This window comes from Lutibacter maritimus (genome assembly GCF_900116115.1).
Classification (GTDB): Bacteria; Bacteroidota; Bacteroidia; order Flavobacteriales; family Flavobacteriaceae; genus Lutibacter; species Lutibacter maritimus.
Genome location: NZ_FOZP01000001.1, coordinates 103,730 through 130,541 on the forward strand (window position 1 = coordinate 103,730; position 26,812 = coordinate 130,541).

Sequence of the window (26,812 nt, forward strand, 5' to 3'; positions counted from 1 at the left end):
ATGCAAGCAGAAATAATTACTATTGGTGATGAAATTTTAATTGGACAAATATTAGACTCAAATTCAAAATTTATTGCTACAGAATTAAATAAAATAGGAGTTTCAGTATATCAAATTACCTCTATTCAGGATGATAAAAAACATATTTTAGAAGCTTTAAAAAATGCACAAAGTAAAGCTGATATTGTAATACTTACAGGTGGTTTAGGACCAACAAAAGATGATATTACAAAATTAACGTTGGCAGAATATTTTAATGATACATTAATTTTAAATGATGAAATTGTTGAACATATTAAAACCATGTTTGCAAAAGTAAATTATCCATTTACTGAAGTAAATAAAAATCAAGGTTTATTACCTTCATCGTGTACACCATTATTTAATACTGTTGGAACTGCACCTGGAATGTGGTTTGAAAACAATAAAAAAGTTGTTGTTTCTTTACCTGGCGTACCATTTGAAATGAAAACATTAATGAGTTTAAGTGTTTTACCAAAAATTCAACAAACCTTTAAATTACCATACATACTACATAAAACAATTTTAACCTACGGAATGGGTGAAAGTATAGTTGCTGAAAGAATTGAGGATTGGGAAAATAATTTACCAAATTTTATAAAGTTAGCTTATTTACCATCTTTTGGAAATGTTAGATTACGTTTAACAGCTAAAGGAATTTCAAAAGAAATTTTAGAAAATTCCATAAAAGTTGAAGTAGTAAAATTGCAAAATATAATTTCTGATATTATTATAGGATTTGAGGAAAATGAAACTATTGAAGTTTCAATAGGATTATTGCTAAAAGAAAAACAACAAACAATTGCAATTGCTGAAAGTTGTACAGGTGGTTCCATTTGTAAAAGAATAACAGCAATTCCAGGAGCTTCTAATTATTTTATAGGAGGAGTAATTGCGTATAATGCAAGTGTGAAAATAAATGAATTAAGCGTTGATAAGCGTTTGATTGACGAATTTTCTGTGGTTAGTTGTCAAGTTGCTGAAGCAATGGCTAAAGGAATTCAACAAAAATATCAAACAACCTATGCAATAGCAACTACAGGGAATGCTGGTCCAACAACCGACGATACAGATACAACAGTAGGAACAGTTTTTATTGCTGTAGCAACTCCTGCAGCGGTTTATTCTGAAGAGTTTTTCTTTGGAAAACCACGTGAAAAAGTTATAGAAAGAGCCACAAATAAAGCTTTGGAAATGATTAGAAAAGAAATTTTAAAAAACTAGTGAAATAAGTTTGTGTATTTAGAAGGAATATTATAATTTTGCATCTCGTTTGAGAAAACACTAAATAAAGGTACAGAAATATGTCAAGAGTTTGTGAACTTACTGGAAAAAAAGCAATGGTTGGAAACAATGTTTCTCATGCCATGAATAAAACTAAAAGAAAATTTGACGCTAATTTAATAAAAAAGCGTTTTTATATTCCTGAAGAAGATAAATGGGTAACATTAAAAATTTCCACATCTGCTTTAAAGAATATAAATAAATTAGGAATCTCCGCTGTTATGAAAAAAGCAGTTGAAAATGGTTTTTATAAAAAATAATTAGGAAATGGCAAAGACTAAAGGAAATAGAATTCAAGTAATATTAGAATGTACTGAGCATAAAGCATCTGGTTTACCAGGTACTTCAAGATATATTACAACTAAGAATAAAAAGAATACTCCTGATAGAATGGAAATTAAAAAATTCAATCCTATCATGAAAAAAATGACAGTTCATAAAGAAATTAAATAATATAGGATTATGGCAAAGAAAGCAGTAGCATCGTTACAAACTGGATCAAAAAGATTAACAAAAGCTATTAAAATGGTGAAATCTCCTAAAACAGGAGCGTATTCATTTGTAGAGGCTATTATGGATCCTGCAAACGTAAATGAATTTTTGAGCAAAAAATAAAAATTGTTCATTTCAAAATAATAAGGCTACTTTCATAATAGAGAGTAGCTTTTTCTTTTTTATATTTATACCATAAATTGTAAAGAATGAGTTTATTTAAAAAAATATTTTCGAAAGAAAAAAAAGAATCGCTAGATAAAGGTTTAGAGAAATCAAAAACATCGTTTTTTTCTAAGCTATCGAAGGCTGTTGCTGGTAAAACTAAAGTTGATGATGGTGTATTAGATAATTTAGAGGAAATATTAATTTCGTCTGATGTTGGTGTAAATACAACTTTAAAAATTATTGAAAGAATTGAAGAGCGTGTAGCTAAAGATAAGTATTTAGGTACTGATGAGTTAAATAAAATTCTTCGTGAAGAAATTGCAGCTTTGTTAGCTGAAACAAATGTTGGTAATGAAACTGATTTTGTAATTCCTACAGATAAAAAACCGTATATTATTATGGTTGTTGGGGTAAATGGTGTAGGAAAAACTACAACTATTGGTAAATTAGCAGCTCAGTTTACTAAAAATGGTAAAAAAGTAGTTTTAGGCGCGGCTGATACTTTTAGAGCTGCGGCCATTGATCAATTACAAGTTTGGGCAGATAGAGTTGGAGTGCCAATTGTTCGTCAAGAAATGGGAAGTGATCCTGCTTCTGTTGCTTTTGATACTTTAAAATCTGCCGTTTCTCAAAATGCCGATGTTGTAATTATTGATACAGCAGGAAGATTACACAATAAAGTTAATTTAATGAATGAGTTAACAAAAATTAAACGTGTAATGCAAAAAGTGGTTGTAGATGCTCCGCACGAAGTTTTATTGGTGTTAGATGGTTCTACTGGGCAAAATGCTTTTGAACAAGCTAAACAGTTTACAAAAGCTACCGAAGTTACATCACTTGCTGTTACAAAATTAGATGGAACAGCAAAAGGTGGTGTTGTTATTGGAATTTCAGACCAGTTTCAAATTCCTGTAAAATATATTGGTGTTGGTGAAAAAATTGATGATTTACAAGTATTTAATAAAATTGAATTTGTAGATTCTTTTTTCAATTAAAAAATAATATTGTACTATTAAAAAGACCTTTTTTGTAAAACATTAAAGGTCTTTTTTTATCTTTAATGTTAAATTATTTAATATGAAAAATACCATTGTACTTATAACTGTTTTATTGATATCAATTTCTTGCAAACAAAAGGAAAATCCTATTGTTTTTGCTGCTTATGATGAATCAAATGAAATTTTTGAGCAACAAAGTCATGAGTTGGAAAGAATGAAATTTAAATTAATTCAGTCTAAATATTTAGATATGAATGCTGTTTTTGAACCTTTTGAAAATGATTTGGCTTATTTTTCAGAAAATGAATATCAAAATTTACTTCCGTATATTATTGAAAAAGATATTCCATCTATTCAAGAATCAGTAGAAAATGGTATTTTATCATACGAGAAAATTGTGCTTTTCTATTTATACAGAATCAGAAAATTTGAAAGTTCAAATGATTTAGCGTTGCATAGTATTATTTCATTAAATCCAAATGTAATAAAAGAAGCAAGAGATAAAGATTTAAGCAAACCTAAAGATGTAAAATATACTTTATATGGATTGCCAATTTTATTAAAAGATAATATTAATACTGTTGGAATGCCTACAACTGCAGGTGCATTTGTGCTGAAAGAAAATACAAATACTGATGATGCTTTTATTGTAAAAAAATTAAAGGAAAACGGCGCTTTAATTTTGGGTAAAGCTAATTTAAGTGAATGGGCGTATTATTTTTGTGATGGTTGCCCGCTTGGTTATAGTGCTGTTGGTGGACAAACATTAAATCCCTACGGAAGAAAGTTATTTGAAACGGGTGGATCTAGTTCTGGAAGTGGTGTAAGTGTTGCAGCAAATTACGCTGTGGCTGCTGTTGGGACAGAAACCTCTGGATCCATATTATCGCCATCAAGTAAAAACTCTGTTGTTGGATTAAAACCTACAATTGGCTTGTTAAGTAGAAGTGGAATTGTACCTATTTCTAGTACGCTAGATACTCCTGGACCAATGACAAAAAGTGTGATTGATAATGCCATTTTTTTAGCAGCAATGACAGGCGTTGATACTGAAGATACTACAACAATAAATGTTGATGCTAATGTAGATTATTTAAAATATTTAACTTCATCAACCATTAAAGGGAAAAGGCTAGGGGTGATAAAAGATCTATTATCTGATTCTATTTACAAGAAAAATGTTGAATTATTAAAAAATTCGGGAGCAATACTAATTGAGTTTGAGCCACGTCAATTACAATTAGAAGGTTTTTTAACCTTGTTAAATATAGATATGAAATATGACTTGCCAAAATATTTAAATGCATATGCTGATAAAAATTTAAAAATAAAATCTATTGAAGATATTATTCAAATTAATTTAGAAGATTCAATTCAAAGAGCTCCTTATGGTCAACAATTATTTGAAGGAATTGTGCAAGATTCTACAACGCTTGCTGAACTTGAAGTTATAAAAAGTAATTTAAATGCAACTGGCAAACAATTTTTTAATGAACCAATGGATTCTTTAAATTTAGATGCAATTTTATCAATAAATAATTATCATGCAGGTTTTGCTGCGGTTGCAAAATATCCTTGTTTAACAGTTCCTATGGGGTATGAAAAATCAGGAGAACCAATTAGTTTAACATTTATTGCAAAACCTTTTCAAGAACAAAAATTATTGCAGTTAGGTTATGCTTTTGAGCAACTTTCAAAAGTTAGAAAACAACCTAAAAATTATAAATAGTTAAAATTTGGGTATTTATAATTAGACTTAACTCAATTAAAAAGGTTTGATTACTTTTGCAAAAAATATAATTCAAAATACAAAATTTGTGCGTACAAAAACTAAGAAAGAAAATAAAATTAATGTAGTTACTTTAGGTTGTTCTAAAAACGTTTACGATAGTGAAGTTTTAATGGGACAATTAAAAGCAAACAACAAAAATGTGGTTCATGAAGATGAAAATGATGATGGAAATATTGTTGTAATAAACACTTGTGGTTTTATTGGTGATGCAAAGGAAGAATCTATAAATACCATTTTACATTACGTAAATAAAAAAGAGTTAGGGGAAGTAGATAGAGTATATGTAAGCGGTTGTTTAAGTGAACGTTATAAACCAGATTTGCAAAAAGAAATCCCGAATGTTGATGAGTATTTTGGAACACATGATTTGCCTAATTTACTAAAAGTTTTAGATGCAGATTACAAGCACGAATTAATAGGAGAGCGTTTAACAACTACACCAACGCATTATGCATATTTAAAAATAGCAGAAGGTTGCGACAGACCTTGCTCATTTTGCGCTATTCCTTTAATGCGTGGTGGAAATGTTTCAACGCCAATAGAAAACTTGGTGATTGAAGCTACTAAACTGGCAAAAAAAGGAATTAAAGAACTTATTTTAATTGCACAAGATTTAACTTATTATGGTTTAGATATTTATAAAAAACGTGCCTTGGCCGATTTGTTAAAAGAATTGGTTAAAATTGATGGTATTGAGTGGATCCGTTTACATTATGCTTTTCCAACAGGTTTTCCGTTGGATGTTTTAGAAGTGATACATAACGAGTCAAAAGTGTGCAATTATTTAGATATTCCATTGCAGCATATTAATGATGATATTTTAAAATCGATGCGCAGAGGGACTTCACACGAAAAAACGACTAATTTAATTGCCGAATTTAGAAAAGCTGTTCCAGATATGGCAATTAGAACTACGCTAATTGTTGGTTATCCTGGTGAAACAGAAGAAGCTTTTCAAGAATTAAAAGATTGGGTACAAGAAATGCGTTTTGAACGCTTAGGTGCTTTTGCTTATTCACATGAAGAAAACACTCATGCAGCTAATTTAGAAGATGATGTTCCAGAAGAAGTTAAACAACAACGTGTAAATGATATTATGGAATTGCAAAGCCAAATTTCTTGGGATTTAAATCAGGAAAAAATTGGGAAAACATTTAAAGTAATTATTGATAGAAAAGATGGAAATCTATTTGTTGGAAGAACTGAATTTGATTCGCCAGATGTAGATAATGAAGTTTTAATTGATGCAACAAAACATTACGTGCAAGTTGGTAAATTTGTGAATGTAAAAATTACAGAAGCTACAGAATTTGATTTGTACGCAGAGCCTGTTTAAAAAAATAAATTAAGATAAAAAAAGCGAGCATTAGCTCGCTTTTTTTATCTTAATTTAAGAAAACTGCATTTGCAAAAAACAGTTTTCCATTCTCCCAAAAAGATCTGAATAACGGATTGTCTACCATATAAATAAGCTGTCCTCTACCTTTATTTTCAATACCAAATAATAAAGAGTTAGAAACGTTTTTTAAAGCTCCTTTTCCTGCAAAACCTGAAACATTAGTAGCATTTTCAGGGAAATAACCCACATTAATTCCTTCATTAAATAATTTATATGAAGTGCCATTTAATTTTAAACTATAATAAAAAGTGTCGTATCCAAAAGCTAAAGGATGCGTGGTATCTATAGTACTTTTAAAAATACTACCCGTAATAATTTTGTTTAAATAGTTTCTTTCTTGATTTTTAAAAGGTACTAAATTTGGTTTTTTACTACCTGACAAAGAATCTTTTTTAGTTTTTAATAAAAAATCTTTTTTATTAGAAAAATTGTTTAGTGCTGTTCCAATGACAATTATTGTTCCTCCATTTTTTGTGTATTCGGTAATTATTTTTAATTCTTTATCGTTAGCATTAAATCCTTCAGGTAAAATAATTACATTATATTTATTTAAATTAACTCTTCCCATATTTGAAGTGTTTAAAACTGTAACCGGATATTTTAATTGCGTTTCAAAAAAGTGCCAGATTTCTCCAAAACTATAGGGAGAAACTTTTTCACCAGTTAATAATGCAATGTTTTTTGGTTTTATAAGTGAATAATTTGATGAACCAAAATCAAAACCAGTACTTACAAAACCAGAATTTACAGCAACTATTTTCTCATTTAAGTTTACGGAAATATTTTTAATCAAATCACTAAAATTAGAAAGGTGTTCATTGTCATTTTTTAAAATAACCAAACTTCCTTTTACATATTTTGTACCTTCAATTGAAAAATCAGCATTACTAAAACGCACATTAATAGTATTTTTTAATAACTCACTTAAAAAAGCTGCATCAGTAACTACATTCCATTTGTGAATGTACGCATAAGCATTTTCAACAAAAGTACTTTTTTGATTGTCAAGATTATTAGTTGCTACATTTGGCAACTCATTTTTTGTAGAAAATCCTTGTAAACCATAAGCGTAAGGTAAACTCCACGCAGTAATATCATAGGTTAATGAATCTTTAATTTTTGTTTCAGGTTCAAATAAAACCTTTACCATTTTTCCTTTAGGTTGGTTGGTAGGTATTACTAAATCTGTTTTAGTTAGCTGAATTGTTTTGTTGCTTTTTGAATTATAATCGTAAACTTTAGCAGAACTTTCTTTAGTTGTATAATATGTAATTTCGTGTTTGTCTAATAATTTTGTTAGACTTGTAATTTTAGAAGCATCTCCTTTTAAAACATAGTTTTTAACTTCTAATTCAGAATTGTCAAAATATTTTTGAAATTCCTCAATCATTTTTGATGTGTTTTTGGTAGCAACTTCAACAGTAGATAATCCAGTGGTTGTGTGGTGTTCAATTCTATCTTTTAAAGTAAGTTCGCTGTTGTTTTCTGTAATAATTCCCAAACCAGCTTTTCCGTGACCAGCTTGTTCGTAAGTCATACCAATAGCGCCCATAAAGGTTGGATACGTATCTCCATAACTTGGGTATAATAAATCAAAAGACTCTTTGGTAAAATACATCCAACCTTTTTTATCAAAATGTTTTGCATGGTTTTTTCCAATTTCAGTTTGAAATTCTCGTTGCCAATCTGTAATTGTTTCGTGAAAAGGCTCCGCAGCAGGAGCAAAATAGTAAGGATTATTTATAAATTGTTCATGAAAATCCACGTGAATATGTGGCATCCATTTGTTGTAAATTTTTAGGCGTTGTTGTGTTTCAATTTGTGTTGCCCAAGCCCAATCTCTATTTAAATCAAACAAATAATGATTTGGTCTTCCTCCAGGCCAAGGTTCATTATGTTCAAGTGCATCGGGGTTTGCTGTATAAGGTATATTTTTAACTTGTTGAAACCAATTAACATAACGATCTCTTCCGTCAGGATTTAAACAAGGATCCATAATAACAACAGTATTTTGCAACCAATCTTTATTTTCTGTTATTAATTTGTATAAAGTTTCCATAGCGGCTTCGGTGCTTGATGCTTCATTGCCGTGAACATTGTAACTTAACCAAACAATTCCAACTTTTATAGCTGGGTTACCTTTTAAAATACCTGTTCTTTTTAAATTATCTTGTCTAATTTGCTCTAAATTTTTTATGTTTTCTTCTGAAGAAATATATGAGATAAACAAAGGTCTGTTTTCATTCGTTATCCCATATTTTTCTAATATTACATTGCTAGAGTTTGCACTTATGTAAGAGAAATAATCAACAACTTTATGATGATTTGTAAATTGTGTTCCTAATTCATACCCTAAAAAACTAGATGGCGAAATAATTTGCTGTGCGTTTGTAAATGAAATTACTGTAGTAATAAGAAAATTAAGTAAAAAAAGTGCTTTCTTCATTGAATTTAAAAATTTTGAAAACCAAAAGTACTCAAATAAATTCATAGAAATTAATTGCAAAAAATTATTATGGCCTATTTTTGCAAAAAATATATATTTTGAAAAAAGCATTCTTTAATTGGAGTACCGGAAAAGATTCCGCATTGGCACTGTATACTATTTTAAAAGACTCTAATTTTTCGATTGAAAAATTGGTTACTTCTGTAAATAAAAGTTTTGATAGAGTCTCAATGCATGGCGTTCAGGAAGAGTTATTAAATCAGCAAGCAGAAAGTTTGGGTTTACCTTTGCAAAAAATATATTTTCCAGAAGAAGTTTCAATGGATTTATACGGTGAAATTATGAAAAGCAGTATGGATCATTTGGTTGCCGAAGGATATGAATACTCAGTATTTGGAGATATATTTTTAGAAGATTTAAAAAAGTATAGAGAACAAAAATTAGCCGAAGTGAATTTAAAAGGTGTTTTCCCGCTTTGGAAAAGAGATTCTAGAGAAATAATGACAGAATTTATTTCACTAGGGTTTAAAGCAATCACGGTAAATGTAAATTCAACATATTTAGATGAAACATTTGTTGGAAGAGTATTAGATTTAAATTTTATAAATGATTTACCAGAAAGTGTTGATGTTTGTGGTGAAAATGGCGAGTTTCATACATTTGTATATGACGGACCAATTTTTAAAAAACCAATTGAATTTTCTATGGGCGAAAAAACTAAAAAAGAGTATAAAAAAGATAAAAATACAAATTGGGATACTAGTTTTTGGTATATCGATTTAATTCCTAAAAATAATCGTTAATTTTTTGTTAGATATTTTATCAGATTTCGACGAACAGCCTAAATTGATTACTTTTATAAAATAAACCTATCAATATGAATGATGATTTTTGCATTTCGGAAGATAATTCATACAATTTTGAAAAGCATTGGAATAACGCATATTTAAAAACGCCCACACAAAGTTTGGGTTGGTACGAAGAAAATCCAATACAATCTGTAGATTTAATAAATGAATGCAATTTATCATCCGATGCATTAATTTTTAATGCAGGTGCAGGAGCTACAACCTTAATAAATAAACTAGTAGCCCAAGGTTATAGCAATATAATTGTAAATGATATTGCAGCATCTGCACTTACTGAATTAAAAAATAACTTAACATCACATAAGCATACAAAAATTCAATTTATTGTTGATGATTTAACAAATCCAACAGAATTATTGAATTTAAAAAACATTGATTTATGGCATGATAGAGCCGTTTTGCATTTTTTTACAGATGAATCTCAGCAATTAGCTTATTTTAATTTAATAAAAAAAACAGTTAAAGTTGGTGGTTTTGTAATTTTAGCAGAATTTAATTTAGACGGCGCAAAAAAATGCTGCGGATTAAATGTGGTGAATTACAATGTAGAAATGTTTCAAAAAGGTTTAGGAAAAGAGTTTCAGTTATTAAAATCATTTAATTACACATACATTCAACCATCTGGAAATACTAGAGAATATGTGTATTCATTATTTAAAAGAGCAGCATAAAATTAATGAAAGTACATTCTATTCCATTTCAAAATACAGGTTATTTTTCTAAACTAATTTCAGATTATTTAGATAAAAACGCTGAATTGTCAGAATTTTATGATAATTATCCAAATTTAAACGGATTTGAAAATCAACTAAAATTAAGACAAAACTCTAATTTTGATTCAGATTCTAGTAGGAGTATTTTAGTAAGTGCTCTTAAAAATCAATATGTAAATTTTCCAGTTTCTATAAAAACTGAAAGTAATATAAATGCTTTAAGCAAGCATAATACTTATACCATAACTACTGGACATCAACTAAATATTTTTACGGGGCCATTGTATTTTTTGTATAAAATTGTTTCAACTATTAATTTAACAAAGCAGTTAAAAGAAAAATTTCCAACGTATAATTTTGTGCCGGTCTATTGGATGGCAACTGAAGATCACGATTTTGATGAAATAAACTATTTTAATTTTAAGGGTAAAAAAGTTGTTTGGAACAGAGGAAGCAGTGGAGCCGTAGGTCGTTTAAAGACTGATGGTTTTGATGAGGTTTTTAATGAATTTTCAAAACATTTAGGTACTACAAAAAATGCTAATTATTTAAAATTTTTATTCGAAGAAGCATATTTAAAACATAAAAATTTAACAGACTCCACACGCTATTTGGTAAACAAACTTTTTGGTGAATACGGTTTAGTAATTATTGATGGTGATGATAAAAGTTTAAAAAAACAATTTGCACCTATTGTAAAAGATGAATTGTTGAATGCTACTTCATTTAATAAGGTAACTTTAACAAGTACAAAACTTGCAGAGAGTTATAAAATTCAAGTAAATCCTAGAGAAATCAATCTTTTTTATCTTACAGAAAATTTACGTGAACGTATTATTTTTGATGAAGGTATATATAAAATTTATGGAACTGATATTTCATTTACTGAAGATGAAATATTGATGGAGTTAGAAAATAATCCTGAAAAATTTAGTCCAAACGTTATCATGAGACCTGTTTATCAGGAAACTATTTTACCAAATTTATGTTATATAGGCGGCGGTGGAGAGTTGGCGTATTGGTTTCAGTTAAAAGATTATTTTACGGCAATAAATACACCTTTTCCAATTTTATTGCTTCGCAACTCAGCATTATTAATTGCAAAAAAACAAGTTATAAAAGCACAAAAATTAAATGTTACTTTAGAAGAATTATTTTTAAAACAACCTACTTTAATAGATAAAAAAGTAAAAGAAATTTCTGAAATTGATATTGATTTTTCTAAGCAAAAACTTTTTTTAAAAGAGCAATTTAAGGATTTAAAAGAATTAGCGAAGCAAACAGATGTTTCGTTTATTGGTGCTGTTAACGCTCAGGAAACTAAGCAATTAAAAGGTTTGGGTAATTTAGAAAAGCGTTTGTTAAAAGCGCAAAAGCGAAAATTATCTGATGTAGTTTTAAGATTGGAAAATCTTCAAAATGCATTATTTCCAAATAAAAGTTTAGAAGAACGAACTCGAAATTTTTCAGAGTTTTATTTAGAAATAGGAGAGGAATTAATTCCTATGTTGTTAGAATCTTTAAATCCGTTAGATTTAACTTTTAGTGTTATTGAATATTAAAAAAAATTAAATGGTTTTAAATGAGTGAGTTTCATTTTTAAAAACATACTCAATTCTTAAAACTTTGTTGTTTTTTATTTGAGCAGCTTCTTTTTCATTCACTTCAAAATCAATTTCTGAAACATGAAAAGGCGTGTTTTTAATGGCATTTGAATCAATATCTGTATTGTCAGAATGAATCGTTAATGAATCTTTTTCAAAATGAAAAGTTAAGGTACATCCAATACGTTTAATTTTAACTGGAAAATCTGCTATTAAAATTGTTTTGATAAATGGAAATCCACCCAATTCTTCAAAATCTAAATATACATCACACGTTTCATTTTCAGCATATTTTGTGCCGCCATCAAATTTAATTTTTGGAAATGCTTGGTTAGAAATAGGTTCTTTTTTTGATTTTAATAAGTTTGAAAATGAAAATCCCATAGTATTTTTAAATATTAATTGTGATATGCTGCATTATGTTCTAAAACTTCTCCACAAGAAGCGCAGTTTGTAGCCGTTCCAGCTCCACCATAACAAGCGTTTTTACAGGTGTAATGATATACTCCATTTGCATTTTGTGCAGGTTCAACAGCAGCCGAATTTGTTGAGGGGCTATTGGCGTTTGGTAAAGGTGTATTGCTTTCAACTTTTATAGGGCCGCTTTTTAAAAACTCATCATTATGAAAAGCTTGATTGTGTGTGTAAGGTGTTTTACAAACAGGACAATTTCCTGCAGTGTCACTGCCACTATTTTCACATTTATTAGCACAAATGTAATGCTTGGTTATTTTTGTTGAAGTGTTACTACCAGGAATGGTTTTTGGTTTATCTTCTTTACAAGACAATGAAAGAAATAATGTAAATAAAAATAAATATGTTAGCAGTTTTTTCATAGTAATGTATTGATTTTTTTATTTGTTTTTTCAAATATACTGAAATTAAAAAAGATACAAAAACACGTCAGTTTTGGTGCTGATAAAAATAAAAAGTCCGAGCTTGTAGTTCGGACTTTTATATTTATGAATATAATTTTATAAATGAATTACTTCTCCATAAGCATCAGCAACTGCTTCCATTACAGCCTCACTCATAGTTGGATGTGGGTGAATTGCTTTTAACACTTCGTGTCCTGTTGTTTCTAATTTCCTACCTAAAACTGCTTCAGCAATCATATCTGTAACTCCAGCACCAATCATATGGCATCCTAACCATTCTCCATATTTTGCATCAAAAATAACTTTAACAAAACCATCTGGTGTTCCCGCTGCTTTTGCTTTTCCTGATGCTGAAAATGGGAATTTACCAACTTTAATTTCGTATCCTTCTTCTATAGCTTTAGCTTCAGTTAAACCAACACTTGCAATTTCTGGTGTTGCATACGTACAACCAGGAATATTTCCGTAATCTACTGGCTCTGTATGTAAACCTGCAATTTTTTCAACACAAGTAATTCCTTCAGCCGAAGCAACGTGAGCTAGAGCAGGACCAGGAACAACATCTCCAATTGCGTAATAACCAGGAATGTTAGTTTGGTAAAAATCATTTACTAAAATTTTATCTCTGTCAACAACAATTCCAACATCTTCTAAACCAATTCCTTCAAGGTTTGATTTGATTCCAACTGCCGATAAAATTACATCAGCTTCTAAAATTTCTTCACCTTTTTTAGTTTTTACCACAGCTTTTACACCTTTTCCTGAAGTATCTACAGATTCTACAGAAGAGTTTGTCATTACATTTATGCCAGATTTTTTGAATGAACGTTCAAATTGTTTTGAAACATCTATATCTTCTAAAGGAACTAAATTTGGTAAAAATTCAACAATTGTTACTTCAGTTCCCATTGAATTGTAAAAATGTGCAAACTCAACACCAATTGCCCCAGAACCTACAACAATTAATTTTTTAGGTTGTTTTGGCAATGTCATAGCTTGTCTATAGCCAATTACTTTTTTACCATCTTGTGGTAAGTTTGGCAACTCACGTGAGCGAGCACCTGTAGCAATAATAATATGATCAGCACTGTATTCAGTTACTTTTCCATCAGAATCGGTAACATCAACTTTTTTACCAGTTTTAATTTTACCAAAACCATCAATTACATCAATTTTATTTTTTTTCATTAAAAATTGAACACCTTTACTCATTCCATCGGCAACGTTTCTACTGCGTTTAATTACAGCTTCAAAATCTTTATCAATTGCTTCAGCTTTTAAACCATATTCATCCACATGTTTTAAATAGTCATAAACTTGTGCGCTTTTTAATAAGGCTTTTGTTGGAATACATCCCCAGTTTAGGCAAATTCCACCTAAATTTTCTTTTTCAATAACGGCAACTTTAAAGCCAAGTTGCGATGCTCTAATAGCTGTTACATATCCTCCAGGACCACTACCAATTATAATAACGTCGTATTTCATGTTTTTTGATTTTCTAATTTGATGACTGATTTTACTCAGCAAATTTACTTATTTTATTTTCTTTTTTTAAATCATTATTAAAGATTTAAAAATGAAATGTTTTTACATTCTTTCTGGAACTTCAATTCCTAATAATTTGAAAGCTGATTTTATAATTTCAGCAACTTTATTAGAAAGTTGAGTTCTAAATATTTTTTCATTTAAATTTTCACAGCCTAAAATTGGCACAGTTTGATAAAATGAATTGTATTCTTTTACCAAGTCATACGTAAAATTAGCAATTAAAGCAGGACTGTGATTGCTAGCTGCATTTTGAATTACTTCTGGAAATAATTGAATTTGCTTAATTAATTCACGTTCTTTTTGATGTAATTTTATTTCCGAAATTTCTACAGCATAATTAAAATTAGCTTTTCTTAAAATAGATTGAATTCTAGCATATGTGTATTGGATAAAAGGACCTGTATTTCCTGCAAAATCAACAGATTCTTCTGGATCAAACATAATACGTTTTTTAGGATCTACTTTTAAGATGTAATATTTTAAAGCTCCTAAACCGATGGTTTTATATAATGTTTCTTTTTCTTCTGTTGAATAACCTTCTAGTTTTCCTAATTCCTGAGAAATTGTTCTGGCAGTATCTGTCATTTCTAACATTAAATCATCAGCATCAACCACAGTTCCTTCTCTAGATTTCATTTTTCCACTTGGTAAATCTACCATTCCGTAAGATAAGTGATAACAGTTTTTAGCCCACTCAAATCCTAGTTTTTCTAAAATTAAAAATAATACTTTAAAATGGTAATCTTGTTCATTTCCAACAGTGTACACCAATTCATTCAGATCAAAATCTTTAAAACGCTCAATTGCAGTTCCAATATCTTGGGTCATATAAACCGCTGTTCCATCTGCTCTTAAAACAATTTTTTCATCTAAGCCTTCTTTCGTTAAATCTATCCAAACAGAGCCATCTTCTTTTTTGTAAAAAATTCCTTTTTCTAAACCTTCTGCAACAATATCTTTTCCTAATAAATACGTATTGCTTTCGTAATAATTTTTATCAAAATCTACACCTAATTCTTTATAAGTTTCATTAAAACCAGCATATACCCACTCATTCATTGTTTTCCAAAGTGCAACAATTTCTTCATCTCCAGCTTCCCATTTAAGCAACATTTGTTGTGCTTCAAGTAATATAGGTGCTAGTTTTTTTGCTTCTTCTTCGGTTTTACCTTGTGCAATTAATTGTTTAATTTCTTCTTTATAGGCTTTATCAAAAGCAACATAATAATTACCAACTAATTTATCGCCTTTTAAACCAGAAGTTTCCGGAGTTTCGCCATTTCCAAATCGTTGCCAAGCCAACATACTTTTACAAATATGTATACCACGATCGTTAATAATTTGGGTTTTATATACTTTTTTACCGGAAGCTTTAATAATTTCAGCAACAGAATATCCTAATAAATTATTTCTGATATGTCCTAAATGCAACGGTTTGTTAGTGTTTGGTGAAGAATACTCGACCATTACAGCTTTATGGTCAGGATTTGGTTCAACAATTCCAAAAGTGCTGTTATTTTTAATTTTGTTGAAATCTGAAATAAAATATGTATCAGAAATAACTAGGTTTAAAAAACCTTTAACCACATTAAAATCGGAAATTTCGGCAACATTTTCTTTTAAATATTCTCCAATTTTTGTTCCAATGATTTCTGGATTGCCTTTTACAAAACGTAAAAAAGCAAAAACAACAATTGTAATATCTCCTTCAAAATCTTTTCTAGTTGCTTGAAATTCAACAGAATTAATTTCTACATCATATATTTCTTTGAATCCTTTTTTTACAGCTATTTCTAAACTAGTTTGCATATGTTATGGCTAAATTATTTCGAAATGCAAAAGTACTAAATTCAATAGAATTTTTACTGTTTTATAAACTCAAATTCAGTAAAATCAAAATCTGGGTTTGGAACATCAATATGTAATTTAGAAATTTCACCTTCTTTATTTAAATCGAACCATAGTTTTCCTTCAGGAAGTGATGATAATTCTTTGGGAAATCTAAAGGTAAAAATATGATGATTCCAATGTTTTAAATCGGCATAAAAAATAGGCGTTTTATCCATGTTAAAATGCAGCTTGTTATTTTTTACCGAAACAGTTACTGTTCCGTACATTTTATCTTTATAAACCCCAGTGTATTTATCTATAGTTAAGTGATTACTATTTAGTTTTCCTCTTAAATTTTCAATTTCACTGAATTGAATGCTATCTCTTTTTGCTTGTTGGTTTTTATATCCTAAATAATCGGCAGACCAATCTTTACCTTCTAAATTGTTGGTTAAAATAACATCGAGAATTTTATTGCTAAGCGCGCCTGGTAACCAATTTAAGCTATTGGTAAGTATTACAACACCTATTTTTTTCTCTGGAATAAAAAACGATTTTGAAATCATTCCATCATAACCACCTCCGTGAGAAACTACTTTATAACCTTCGTAATCTTGTAAATCCCAACCCAAGCCGTATGATTTAAAATGAATGTTTTCAGTATTTTTACCAACTTCAAAATTTATGTGAGGTGTGGTTATTCTTCTAAAACTTCTATCATTAAAAATGGTGGTTTTATTGATGGTTCCTTCATGTAAATTTAATTGTAGCCATTTAGAAAAATCATTCACCGATGATATTAAAGCGCCAGCAGGTGCAATATTATCCCAATTAACCCAATTTACTTCATTGTTTGTGCCGTTTTCAAAATAATAAGGTGTAGCAACATTGGTGCTTTTTGAAAGCTGAGAGGTAGATGTTAAGGTTCTATTCATTTGTAGCGGACTTAAAAAATGTTGTTTTACAAATTCAGCCCAACTGTTTCCACTTACTTTTTCAACAATTTTACCCGCAGCTAAAAATGCAATGTTAGAATAGCCAAAAGTGGTTCTAAAATCATATTTTGGAGTTAAATATTGTTGTGCTTCAATTATTTCTTCTGCAGTTAATGTTGTTCCATACCACAATAAATCACCACTAAAAGTTGCCAAACCACTTCTATGACATAATAAATCTTCAATAGTAAAATTTAGTGTTGTATAAGCATCATACATTTTAAAATATGGTAAATAATCTATCACTTTATCGGTCCATTTTAACTTTCCTTCTTCAACCAAAATAGCAATGGCTGAAGCAGTAAAAGCTTTAGAGTTTGATGCTACAGCAAACAACGTGTTTCCATCAACTTTTGTGTTTTTTTTAATGTTTGAATACCCGTAACCTTTGCTAAATACTATAGAATCTGCATTTACAATGGCAATTGCCATTCCAGGTATTTGCCATTCATTTAATGATTTTTGAAAATAGGCATCTAAGTGATTAATTTGTTCTTTGGTTTGTGAAAAAACCGATGTACTTACAACTAAAATTGCTAATAGGGTTTTGAGAAATTTCATAAAAAAGATTTTAAAAAACGAATTTAATACTATTTATAAAGTTATCACAAACAAATAACATGATATATTTGCACTATGGAAGATTTTTTAAAGGAGTTGCCAAAATTAGCGAAAGAAAAAGAGCAGGAAAGCAAAAAATATTTTCAGAAGCTAAAGAAACGTACACCCAAAAATTTAGATTTAATAATGCAAGATTTGCATACGGAAGAATTTGAAAAAACAGATTGCTTAACGTGTGGTAATTGCTGTAAAACTACAAGTCCGATTTTTACAATTAAAGATATTGAACGAATTTCTAAACATTTTAGAATGAAAGTATTAGATTTTACAAATCAATATTTAAAAAGAGATGAAGATGATTTTTATGTACTACAAACTGCTCCGTGTTCTTTTTTAGATTTAGAAGATAATATGTGTACCATTTACGATGTCCGCCCAAAAGCCTGTAGTGAATATCCACATACTGATAGACGTAAATTTATTCAAATTACCAATTTAACTATTAAAAATACAGAAATTTGTCCTGCTGCTTATAATATTGTTGAGGCCTTAAAAAAGAAACTACCAATTTAGTTAATACTACTAACGTTTTTTAATATTTAATAGTGTCAAAAATCATTTTTTTTGAAATGTCATTTATTTTCATGTTATTTGATAAACAAATTACTTAGCTAAAGTAAAAAATAACTGATTTTAATAATTTATGAAAAAAATAATTTTAGTCGCTTTTGTATTATCCGCTTTTGTATTAAAAGCTCAAATGAAAGTAGATGACGTAAAAACGTTTACGTTAACCAACGGAATGAAATTTTTAGTGGTAGAAGATTTTTCCATACCAAATGCCAATATGTATTTATTTTATAAAGTTGGTAGTAGAAATGAATATCAGGGAATTACGGGACTTTCTCACTTTTTTGAGCACATGATGTTTAATGGCGCCAAAAAATATGGACCAAAGCAATTTGATCAAACTATGGAATTTAATGGTGGCGCAAATAATGCATATACTACAGAAAATGTAACCGTTTATACCAATTGGTTTCCTGCTTCGGCTGCAGAAGTTATTTTTGATTTGGAAAGTGATAGAATTGCTAGTTTAAGTATTGATCCTGAAATGGTTGAAAGTGAAAGAGGAGTTGTGTTGAGTGAAAGAAGTACTGGTTTAGAAAATTCTCCTTGGAGATTATTGTCGCAATCGCTTCAAGCAACAGCATTTCAAGAGCATCCATATCATTGGCCTGTAATTGGTTATGAAGATGATATGAAAAACTGGACACAACAAGATTTAGAGCGTTATTTTAAAACGTATTATGCACCTAATAATTGTGTGGTAGTAGTTTCTGGAGCGTTAAAATTTGAAGAAGTTAAAAGATTAGCGGAAAAATATTTACAACCAATTCCAGCACAAACAGCACCACCTAAAGTGCATATTGTTGAGCCAAAACAAACTGGAGAACGAAGAATAACTGTTCAAAAGGAAGTTACCAATCCGTATCTAATGATTGGTTACAAAACACCAGAATCTAAACATGAAGATTATTATGCTTTAAATATTTTAAGTTCTATACTTTCTAGAGGGAAATCATCACGTTTGTATGCATCTTTAGTTGATAACCAGCAATTAGCAACAATGGTTTTTACAGATTATGGTGATAGCTTTGACCCTAATTTATTTAACTTTTACGCTGTTGCCAATAAAAATGTTTCTTCAGAATCTATTGAAAAAGCCATTTATTTTGAAATTGAAAAAGTTAAAAATGAAGGAATTAGCGAAACTGAACTTCAAAAAGTAAAAAATCAAAAATTAATGGAGTTTTACAATCAAATTGAAACTATTGATGGTAAATCTAATAATATTGGAACGTATGAAGTGTTTTTTGGGGATTATAAAAAAATGTTTAATGCACCAGAAAATTACAATAAGGTAACTGTTACAGATGTACAAAATGTTGCTAAAAAATATTTTTCTAAAAGCAATAGAACAGTAGGTGTATTAAAAACAAATGTAGAAGAATAGTTATGAAAATCTTAAATATAAAATCAACAGTAATATTTTGTTTGTTGGCAATTACGCAAATTTCTTTAATTGCCCAAAGTTATAAATTACCAAATTACACAACTTTTAAACTTTCAAACGGTTTAACGGTTTACCTAATGGAACAACATGATGTTCCTGTAATTAGTTTGTCTGCAATTGTTGCTGCAGGAGCAATTTATGACGGTGAAAATCCCGGTTTAGCTTCATTAACTGCTGCGGCTTTAATGCATAGTACTCAAAATTTTTCAAAAGCTAAAATTGATGAAGAAATAGATTTTATTGGTGCAAATATAAACACTTATGCATCGAAAGAATTTGCAGGTTTGTCCGCAAAATTTGCTTCAAAAGATTCAGATAAAGTATTGAAAATATTTAAAGAAATTATGTTGAATCCTACTTTTAATTCTGAAGAATTTGATAAAGAAAAAAGTAGATTGTTGGTAGAACTCGAACAGAAAAAAGAAAGTCCAAGAGCCGTAATTGGTTCGTATTTTGATAAATTAATTTATGGCAATCACGTTTATGGAAATGTAATTAGCGGAACTACTACAAGTGTTGAAAAATTGGCGGTAAACGATGTAAAAGACTTTTATGAAAATAATTATTTGCCAAATGAAAGTGCCATTTGTATTGTGGGCGATTTTTCATCAAAAGAAATGAAATCAACCATTACAAAATTATTTTCAGGATGGAAAAAAAGGAATATTGTTAGAGCAAATGTTTTTGATGCAACAGTTAAAGTGCCATCTAAAAATAATGTATTGCTTGTAAATAAAGACGATGCTAACGAAACTACATTTTATATTGGTTCAACTGGAATTAGTAGAAATAATCCAGATTTTGTAGCCATTAGCGTTGTAAACACGTTGTTTGGAGGCAGATTTACCTCCATGTTAAACGATGAATTGCGTGTAAATAGTGGTTTAACTTATGGTGCAAGTAGTAGATTTAGTACTTTAAAAAATGCAGGTACTTTTTATATAAGTACTTTTACAGCAAAGGAAACTACACAAGAAGCGATTGATAAAGCTTTGGAAGTTTTAAAGTCATTACACCAAAATGGTATTGATGAAAAAGCACTAACTTCGGCTAAAAATTACGTAAAAGGTCAGTTTCCTCCAGATTATGAAACTACCGATCAACTGGCAAGATTACTTTCAGAAATGTTTTGGTATAATTTTGACGCATCATTTATTAATAATTTTGAAAATAATGTAAATAGTTTAGATCTTTCAAAAGCAAATAACATTATTGCGACGTATTTTCCAAAAGACAATTTACAATTTGTTTTAGTGGGTAAAGCCTCTGAAATTAAACCAATTGCTGAAAAATATGGAGATGTTACTGTAGTAGAGATAAAAGATTAATATAATTTTTTATATTAAAATATAATACCTACTCATAAAGTAAATAGTTTTCTCTTATTTTTTTGAAAGCATTAATGTCGTGTTGCCAAGATTCTCTAATCTTTTTAGCGGAAACATTGGTTTTTAATTGATCCTCAAGTAAGGTATTTCCTGCATGAATAGTAAATGTAGCTCCAAAAAAAGTTTCGGAAACTGGTATTTTTTTGTATGCATCAATAAGCCAGTTAATGTTAATTTTACTTAATCTATCTGTGTTTTCTAAATCAACGCCATAACATAATTTCCCTTCATGTTTTGGATGTTTAGATCCAAAATTAGGTTGAGGTGTGTAGCTAAATTCATTTTCAGGAAAAAATGGTGCACCATATCTTTGAAATTGAAATTCTGTTCCACGACCAGCATTTATAGTTGTGCCTTCAAAAAAACCTAAACTCGGATATAAATTAATAGCAACATCATTCGGTAAATTTGGCGAAGGTCTAATAGGTAAACTGTATATACTTTTATGCGTGTAATTTTTTAAAGGAATAACAGTTAAGTCACATTTATTGTTGGTTTTTAACCAGTTTTCACCGTTAATCATGGTTGCATATTCACCAATAGTCATTCCATAAACTAACGGCACAGGATGCATACCAACAAAACTTTTATATTCAATTTGTAAAGTAGGGCCATCAATATAATGTCCGTTTGGATTTGGTCTGTCTAATACAATTACTGGAATTCCAGCTTCTGCACAAGCTTCCATCACATAGTGTAAAGTAGAAATGTAAGTGTAAAATCGCACGCCAACATCTTGAATATCAAATATTACTGCATCAATTCCTTTCAACTGTTCTTGGGTTGGTTTTTTATTATTCCCATATAAAGATACAATTGGAATACCTGTTTTTGTATCAATACCATCTTTAACAAGTTCACTGGCATCAGCAGTTCCTCTAAAACCATGTTCTGGTGAAAAAACTTTACTAATAGTTATGTCTAACGCATGTAAAGAATCAACTAAATGAGTATACGATTGATTATTTTTTTTTAAAATAACAGATGTTTGATTTGCAACAATTGCAATTTTTTTAGAAAATAAAGATGGTAAATATATGTATGTTTGTTGCGCTCCGGTAATAATATTTTTTTTTCCTTTTGAGTCTTTTTCAGAAGTGATTTTTTCCATTTCTACATCCGAATTAATAGGTTTTGCAGGTTTACAAGAAAACAACATAAAAAACACAAAAGAAAACAAGAAGAAATATGTATTTTTGAACGGTTTAGAAATCATATATAAAATTGAATTACGAAATATTTATTGCAAAACGAATTGTTGCTGCTAAAAAGTATAAAAGTAGCATATCATCTCCAATAATAAAAATTGCGATTATAGCAATTGCGCTAGGAATCATTATTATGATGATTGCTATAGCGACTGGAATTGGTTTGCAACAGAAAATACGTGAAAAATTGTCGGGTTTTAATGGACATATTCAAATAACCAATTTTGATAATAATAATTCAGAAATTACTTTGGTGCCAGTTTCAAAAAATCAGGACTTTTATCCAGAATTTAAAACAGTATCTAATATTAAAAATGTGCAGGTTTTTGCTACAAAAGCTGGTATTATTAGAACAGAAACCGATTTTGAAGGTATTATTTTAAAAGGTGTTGCAAATGATTATGATTGGACATTTTTTCAAGAATATTTGGTGGAAGGAAAATTGCCTAATTATAGTAGTGAAGTTTCTAATGATGTTTTAATTTCAAAAGAAATTGCAGATAGAATGGCTTTGAAATTAGGTGATGAGTTTAACATTCTTTTTGTTAAAAATGATCCATCAAAAGCACCGTGGATAAGAGTAGTAAAAATTGTTGGAATTTATAATTCTGGTTTTCAGGAGTTTGATGGAAGTTTTGTAATAGGAGATATTAGACATATTCAAAAAATGAATAGATGGAATGATGATCAAGTAGGTGGTTTTGAAGTGTTAATTACTGATTTTAATGAAATTATTCCCAAAAGTAACGAAGTTTATATGCAAACGGGCTCTACATTAAACAGTGAAAGTGTTGTAGAAAAATATCCTTCTATTTTTGAATGGATTAGCCTTTTTGATAATAATATTTATTTAATTATAGTAATTATGATTTTAGTTGCTGGAATAAATATGATTACTGCTTTGTTGGTTTTAATTTTAGAAAGAACTCAAATGATTGGTATTTTAAAAGCTTTAGGAAGTAGTAATGTTAGTATTAGAAAAGTGTTTTTATATAACGCCGCCTATTTAATATTAAAAGGCTTGTTTTGGGGGAATTTAATAGGATTATCTATTCTTTTTATACAAAAGTATTTTGGTGTAATTACGTTAAATCCAGAGACATATTATGTAAGTGAAGCGCCAATTTATTTAAATTTCGGTTATATTATTTTATTAAATATAGGCACACTAATACTTTGCTTATTAATGTTAATAATTCCAACAATTATTATTTCAAAAATAAGTCCTGTAAAATCAATTAAGTTTGAATAAAATATTATTTTTCTGGCTCTTCATTTGAACCACAAGCTCCCATAGTATCTCCATCGTGCAATGCAATGTGTACATATGCAGCTACACGAGCAATATTAATAGTATGAGCATTTTCAGGATTACCAGGAGGAACATGGCAAACGTCTACTTTGTCAGCAGAAAGTAAAAATGCTCCAACACTAATTCCGATAATCAATCCGAAATAAAGAAATTTGTTTTTCATAATAGTAATTTTAATAGTTAATAAAAGTCTTAAAAAAAACATATATTTTTTTAATTGAAAAGATATCTTATCATGTTGAGGATAAGGTGATTATAAATATAGTAAATTTTTATGAAAAATAAAAAGTATTAAAATTCACTAGTAAAATGCAATTTTACTGTTGGATATTTTTGCTGAGTCATTTGAATTGAAAAGGCTGAATCTGCCAAAAATACTAATTGACCTTGTTTATCTGTTGCTAAATACCGTTGTTTTACACGTTTAAACTCCTTAAACTCTTCGCTTTTCGGATTTTCTGGTTCTACCCAACACGCTTTATGTACTTGAACATTTTCATAACTACATTTTGCGCCGTATTCATGTTCTAAACGGTATTGAATAACTTCAAATTGTAGCGCACCAACAGTACCAACTACTTTTCTGCCGTTAATATCTAATGTAAATAGCTGGGCAACACCTTCATCCATTAACTGATCTAAACCTTTAAATAATTGTTTGGCTTTTAGTGGATCAGCATTATTTACATAACGGAAATGCTCTGGTGAAAAACTTGGAATTCCTTTAAAATTTAATTGCTCACCTTCGGTTAATGTATCTCCAATTTTAAAGTGACCAGTATCTGGCAAACCAACAATATCACCTGGATAAGATTCTTCAACAATCTCTTTCTTTTCAGCAAAAAAAGCATTTGGACTAGAGAATTTTAATTTTTTTCCTTGACGGACGTGTAAATAAGGAGCATTTCTTTTAAACATTCCTGATACTATTTTAACAAACGCAATACGGTTTCTGTGGTTTGGATCCATATTTGCGTGAATTTTAAATACAAATCCGGTTAAAGTTTCTTCTTTTGAGTCTACCAAACGCTCTTCAGACATTTTTGGTTGTGGTGATGGCGCAATTTCAATAAAACAATCTAACAATTCTTTTACACCAAAATTATTTAATGCAGAGCCAAAAAATACAGGTTGTAAGTTTCCTTTTAAATATTCATCTTTATCAAAATCTGGATATACTTCATGAACAATCTCTAATTCCTCACGCAGGGTTTCGGCAGATTTAGCACCAATAATTTTATCTAATTCTGGAGTTGTAATATCGGTAAATTCAACACCTTTTGATACAGTTTGTTTGTTGTCACCAGAGTATAAGTTTATTTTCTTTTCGTAGATATTATAAATTCCTTTAAAATCATAACCCATTCCAATTGGGAAACTTAAAGGCGTTACAGATAAACCTAATTTTTGTTCAACTTCATCCATTAAATCAAAAGCATCTTTCCCTTCACGATCCATTTTATTGATAAAAACTATGATAGGAATTTTTCGCATTCTACAAACTTCAACTAATTTTTCAGTTTGCTCTTCCACACCTTTTGCAACGTCAATTACTACAATTACACTATCAACAGCCGTTAAAGTTCTAAAAGTATCTTCGGCAAAATCTTTATGTCCAGGTGTATCTAAAATATTTATTTTTTTATCTTTATAAATAAAAGCCAATACAGATGTAGCAACAGAAATACCACGTTGGCGCTCAATTTCCATAAAATCGGAAGTTGCACCTTTTTTTATTTTATTACTTTTTACGGCGCCAGCTTCTTGAATTGCCCCACCAAATAATAATAATTTTTCGGTTAAGGTAGTTTTACCAGCATCGGGATGCGAAATAATTCCAAAGGTTCTTCTGCGTTGTATTTCTTTTAAAAAACTCATCTGTTAAATTTTGAGGTGCAAATATAGGTTATAAAGTTTGAAAGTTGAAAAGTTTAAAACTTGAAAAGCAGTTTTGCACTTTTTTAACGTTTGTATTTTGTAAGTTTGTGCTTATTGATAAAAAAATGAAAGAAGAACTTGTAATTTTAGTAAACGAAAAGGACGAACAAATAGGCTTAATGCCAAAAATGGAAGCACATGAAAAAGCGGTGTTACACAGAGCATTTTCCGTATTTATTTTTAATGATAAAAATGAATTAATGTTGCAGCAACGTGCGGCTCATAAATACCATTCACCTTTATTATGGACAAATACTTGTTGCAGTCATCAGCGTAACGGTGAAACTAATATTGAAGCAGGTAAAAGAAGATTGCAAGAGGAAATGGGTTTTATGTGTGATATTGAAGAAGTTACATCGTTTATATATAAAGCGCCATTTGATAATGGCTTAACTGAACACGAATTAGATCATATATTAATTGGGTATTACAATAGTGAGCCAAAAATTAATAGTGATGAAGTTGAAAGTTATAAATGGATGCCGTTGGAAGCAGTGAAAAATGATATTGAAGAAAATCCGGCAATTTATACGGAGTGGTTTAAAATAATTTTTAAAAATTATTACAGTTTTATTAATAAGTAGTTGAATGAAAAAAATAGAAGAAAATTTTATTGAAAGTTGGGAACTTGTTAGAAAGAACGGAAGAAATAGATACGCACTAAGAACCGGTGTTTTATGGAGTGTTTTTACTGCTTTTTTAACCAAAATTTTTGAATTGTCGGCTTATTCATTTAAAGAAGTGTATTTTACAAAATCATTTTTAAACTATTTAGCGCTATTTATTTTAGTTGGAATAGTTTTGTTTTGGCAGTTTATATGGAAATTTAATGAAAAAAGGTATCAAGCATTAAAAAGGAAACAAGAAAATGAAAGTAACAGTTAGCAGAAAAGCGCATTTTAATGCGGCTCATAGATTGTACAATTCTGATTGGACAGATGCTAGAAACGCTACAGTTTTTGGAAAATGTGCCAATCCAAACTACCATGGTCATAATTATGAATTAATAGTTTCGGTAAAAGGAGAAATTCATCCAGAAACTGGATTTGTAATGGATATGAAGATTTTAAAATACTTGATTGAAAAAGAAGTAGAAGAGCAATTTGATCATAAAAATTTAAATGAAGAAGTTGCAGAGTTTAAAACTTTAAACCCAACGGCTGAAAATATTGTGGTTGTTATTTGGAACAAATTACGAGCAGAAATTGATAATAAGTTGGAGCTTTCAATTACCTTATACGAAACTCCACGAAATTTTGTAACCTACTCAGGCGAAGTATAAAAAAAGCTC

General features: G+C 29.4%; 26 protein-coding genes. 17 read left to right on the forward strand and 9 right to left on the reverse strand.

The annotated features are described in order from the left end of the window. From BM335_RS00440 to rimO, 7 genes are all read left to right on the forward strand, one after another. Positions 1–1,245: a competence/damage-inducible protein A gene (locus BM335_RS00440; RefSeq protein WP_090221829.1), complete on the forward strand. Its 1,245-nt coding sequence runs from the start codon at positions 1–3 to the stop codon at positions 1,243–1,245. 80 nt (positions 1,246–1,325) lie between these two features. Continuing rightward, on the forward strand, positions 1,326–1,565 hold the full coding sequence (gene rpmB / locus BM335_RS00445; protein WP_090221832.1) for a 50S ribosomal protein L28: 240 nt from the start codon (positions 1,326–1,328) through the stop codon (positions 1,563–1,565). Positions 1,566–1,572: 7 nt separating this feature from the next. Continuing rightward, positions 1,573–1,758 (forward strand): 50S ribosomal protein L33, encoded by a 186-nt coding sequence (gene rpmG / locus BM335_RS00450; RefSeq protein ID WP_090221834.1) that lies wholly within the window; start codon positions 1,573–1,575, stop codon positions 1,756–1,758. Between the two features lie 9 nt (positions 1,759–1,767). Next, positions 1,768–1,920 (forward strand): DUF4295 domain-containing protein, encoded by a 153-nt coding sequence (locus BM335_RS00455; protein WP_090221835.1) that lies wholly within the window; start codon positions 1,768–1,770, stop codon positions 1,918–1,920. An 86-nt stretch (positions 1,921–2,006) separates the two neighbouring features. Continuing rightward, positions 2,007–2,960 (forward strand): signal recognition particle-docking protein FtsY, encoded by a 954-nt coding sequence (gene ftsY / locus BM335_RS00460; RefSeq protein ID WP_090221838.1) that lies wholly within the window; start codon positions 2,007–2,009, stop codon positions 2,958–2,960. Positions 2,961–3,042: 82 nt separating this feature from the next. Next, positions 3,043–4,692: an amidase family protein gene (locus BM335_RS00465; RefSeq protein ID WP_090221841.1), complete on the forward strand. Its 1,650-nt coding sequence runs from the start codon at positions 3,043–3,045 to the stop codon at positions 4,690–4,692. Positions 4,693–4,780: 88 nt separating this feature from the next. Continuing rightward, complete coding sequence (gene rimO, locus BM335_RS00470; protein ID WP_090223175.1) at positions 4,781–6,091, forward strand: 30S ribosomal protein S12 methylthiotransferase RimO; 1,311 nt, start codon at positions 4,781–4,783, stop codon at positions 6,089–6,091. A 49-nt stretch (positions 6,092–6,140) separates the two neighbouring features. On the opposite strand, the gene BM335_RS00475 is transcribed toward rimO, so the two are convergent. After that, a complete protein-coding gene (locus tag BM335_RS00475) occupies positions 6,141–8,600 on the reverse strand; it encodes a M14 metallopeptidase family protein (RefSeq protein WP_090223178.1) in 2,460 nt (819 codons plus the stop codon). A gap of 98 nt (positions 8,601–8,698) precedes the next feature. On the opposite strand from BM335_RS00475, the gene BM335_RS00480 reads away from it, so the two are divergent. From BM335_RS00480 to bshC, 3 genes are all read left to right on the forward strand, one after another. After that, a complete protein-coding gene (locus tag BM335_RS00480) occupies positions 8,699–9,403 on the forward strand; it encodes a Dph6-related ATP pyrophosphatase (RefSeq protein WP_090223181.1) in 705 nt (234 codons plus the stop codon). Positions 9,404–9,477: 74 nt separating this feature from the next. Then, positions 9,478–10,140: a methyltransferase domain-containing protein gene (locus BM335_RS00485; RefSeq protein ID WP_090221843.1), complete on the forward strand. Its 663-nt coding sequence runs from the start codon at positions 9,478–9,480 to the stop codon at positions 10,138–10,140. 5 nt (positions 10,141–10,145) lie between these two features. After that, positions 10,146–11,744 carry a bacillithiol biosynthesis cysteine-adding enzyme BshC gene (gene bshC, locus BM335_RS00490; RefSeq protein ID WP_090221845.1) on the forward strand — a complete coding sequence of 533 codons (1,599 nt, stop codon included), beginning with the start codon at positions 10,146–10,148 and terminating at the stop codon, positions 11,742–11,744. A 6-nt stretch (positions 11,745–11,750) separates the two neighbouring features. On the opposite strand, the gene BM335_RS00495 is transcribed toward bshC, so the two are convergent. From BM335_RS00495 to BM335_RS00515, 5 genes are all read right to left on the reverse strand, one after another. Further along, on the reverse strand, positions 11,751–12,170 hold the full coding sequence (locus BM335_RS00495; RefSeq protein ID WP_090221848.1) for a hypothetical protein: 420 nt from the start codon (positions 12,168–12,170) through the stop codon (positions 11,751–11,753). A 14-nt stretch (positions 12,171–12,184) separates the two neighbouring features. Further along, a complete protein-coding gene (locus tag BM335_RS00500; RefSeq protein WP_090221851.1) occupies positions 12,185–12,622 on the reverse strand; it encodes a hypothetical protein in 438 nt (145 codons plus the stop codon). A 138-nt stretch (positions 12,623–12,760) separates the two neighbouring features. Further along, positions 12,761–14,149, reverse strand: coding sequence for a dihydrolipoyl dehydrogenase (gene lpdA, locus BM335_RS00505; protein ID WP_090221853.1), 1,389 nt, complete (start codon positions 14,147–14,149; stop codon positions 12,761–12,763). A 102-nt stretch (positions 14,150–14,251) separates the two neighbouring features. Further along, entirely contained in the window at positions 14,252–16,021 is a 1,770-nt protein-coding gene (argS, locus tag BM335_RS00510) for an arginine--tRNA ligase (RefSeq protein ID WP_090221855.1), read from the reverse strand. Positions 16,022–16,074: 53 nt separating this feature from the next. Continuing rightward, the gene (locus tag BM335_RS00515) at positions 16,075–17,598 is read right to left on the reverse strand and encodes a serine hydrolase (protein ID WP_090221857.1); all 1,524 of its coding nucleotides are present in this window, start codon (positions 17,596–17,598) and stop codon (positions 16,075–16,077) included. 75 nt (positions 17,599–17,673) lie between these two features. Here BM335_RS00515 and BM335_RS00520 point away from each other — a divergent pair, with 75 nt between their 5' ends. From BM335_RS00520 to BM335_RS00530, 3 genes are all read left to right on the forward strand, one after another. Beyond that, entirely contained in the window at positions 17,674–18,171 is a 498-nt protein-coding gene (locus BM335_RS00520; protein WP_090221859.1) for a YkgJ family cysteine cluster protein, read from the forward strand. A gap of 130 nt (positions 18,172–18,301) precedes the next feature. Next, positions 18,302–19,615 (forward strand): M16 family metallopeptidase, encoded by a 1,314-nt coding sequence (locus BM335_RS00525; protein WP_090221861.1) that lies wholly within the window; start codon positions 18,302–18,304, stop codon positions 19,613–19,615. A 2-nt stretch (positions 19,616–19,617) separates the two neighbouring features. Beyond that, complete coding sequence (locus BM335_RS00530; protein WP_090221864.1) at positions 19,618–21,003, forward strand: M16 family metallopeptidase; 1,386 nt, start codon at positions 19,618–19,620, stop codon at positions 21,001–21,003. A 28-nt stretch (positions 21,004–21,031) separates the two neighbouring features. Here the strand turns inward: BM335_RS00530 and BM335_RS00535 are convergent, their stop codons facing one another. Beyond that, complete coding sequence (locus BM335_RS00535) at positions 21,032–22,279, reverse strand: exo-beta-N-acetylmuramidase NamZ family protein (RefSeq protein ID WP_090221866.1); 1,248 nt, start codon at positions 22,277–22,279, stop codon at positions 21,032–21,034. A gap of 8 nt (positions 22,280–22,287) precedes the next feature. Between BM335_RS00535 and BM335_RS00540 the strand changes: the two genes are divergently transcribed. Further along, positions 22,288–23,523 carry an ABC transporter permease gene (locus BM335_RS00540; RefSeq protein WP_090221868.1) on the forward strand — a complete coding sequence of 412 codons (1,236 nt, stop codon included), beginning with the start codon at positions 22,288–22,290 and terminating at the stop codon, positions 23,521–23,523. 4 nt (positions 23,524–23,527) lie between these two features. Here BM335_RS00540 and BM335_RS00545 read toward each other — a convergent pair whose 3' ends face one another. Together BM335_RS00545 and BM335_RS00550 are read right to left on the reverse strand one after the other, a co-directional pair. After that, positions 23,528–23,746 (reverse strand): hypothetical protein, encoded by a 219-nt coding sequence (locus BM335_RS00545; RefSeq protein ID WP_143102358.1) that lies wholly within the window; start codon positions 23,744–23,746, stop codon positions 23,528–23,530. 128 nt (positions 23,747–23,874) lie between these two features. Further along, a complete protein-coding gene (locus BM335_RS00550; RefSeq protein WP_090221873.1) occupies positions 23,875–25,461 on the reverse strand; it encodes a peptide chain release factor 3 in 1,587 nt (528 codons plus the stop codon). Positions 25,462–25,586: 125 nt separating this feature from the next. Between BM335_RS00550 and idi the strand changes: the two genes are divergently transcribed. The 3 genes from idi to BM335_RS00565 are packed head-to-tail and all read left to right on the forward strand — an operon-like array spanning position 25,587 to position 26,803. Continuing rightward, the gene (idi, locus tag BM335_RS00555) at positions 25,587–26,105 is read left to right on the forward strand and encodes an isopentenyl-diphosphate Delta-isomerase (protein WP_090223184.1); all 519 of its coding nucleotides are present in this window, start codon (positions 25,587–25,589) and stop codon (positions 26,103–26,105) included. A 4-nt stretch (positions 26,106–26,109) separates the two neighbouring features. Beyond that, positions 26,110–26,406 (forward strand): hypothetical protein, encoded by a 297-nt coding sequence (locus BM335_RS00560; protein WP_090221876.1) that lies wholly within the window; start codon positions 26,110–26,112, stop codon positions 26,404–26,406. Next, the gene (locus tag BM335_RS00565) at positions 26,390–26,803 is read left to right on the forward strand and encodes a 6-pyruvoyl trahydropterin synthase family protein (RefSeq protein WP_090221878.1); all 414 of its coding nucleotides are present in this window, start codon (positions 26,390–26,392) and stop codon (positions 26,801–26,803) included. Before BM335_RS00560 ends, BM335_RS00565 begins: the two co-directional genes overlap by 17 nt. Positions 26,804–26,812 lie beyond the last annotated feature (9 nt).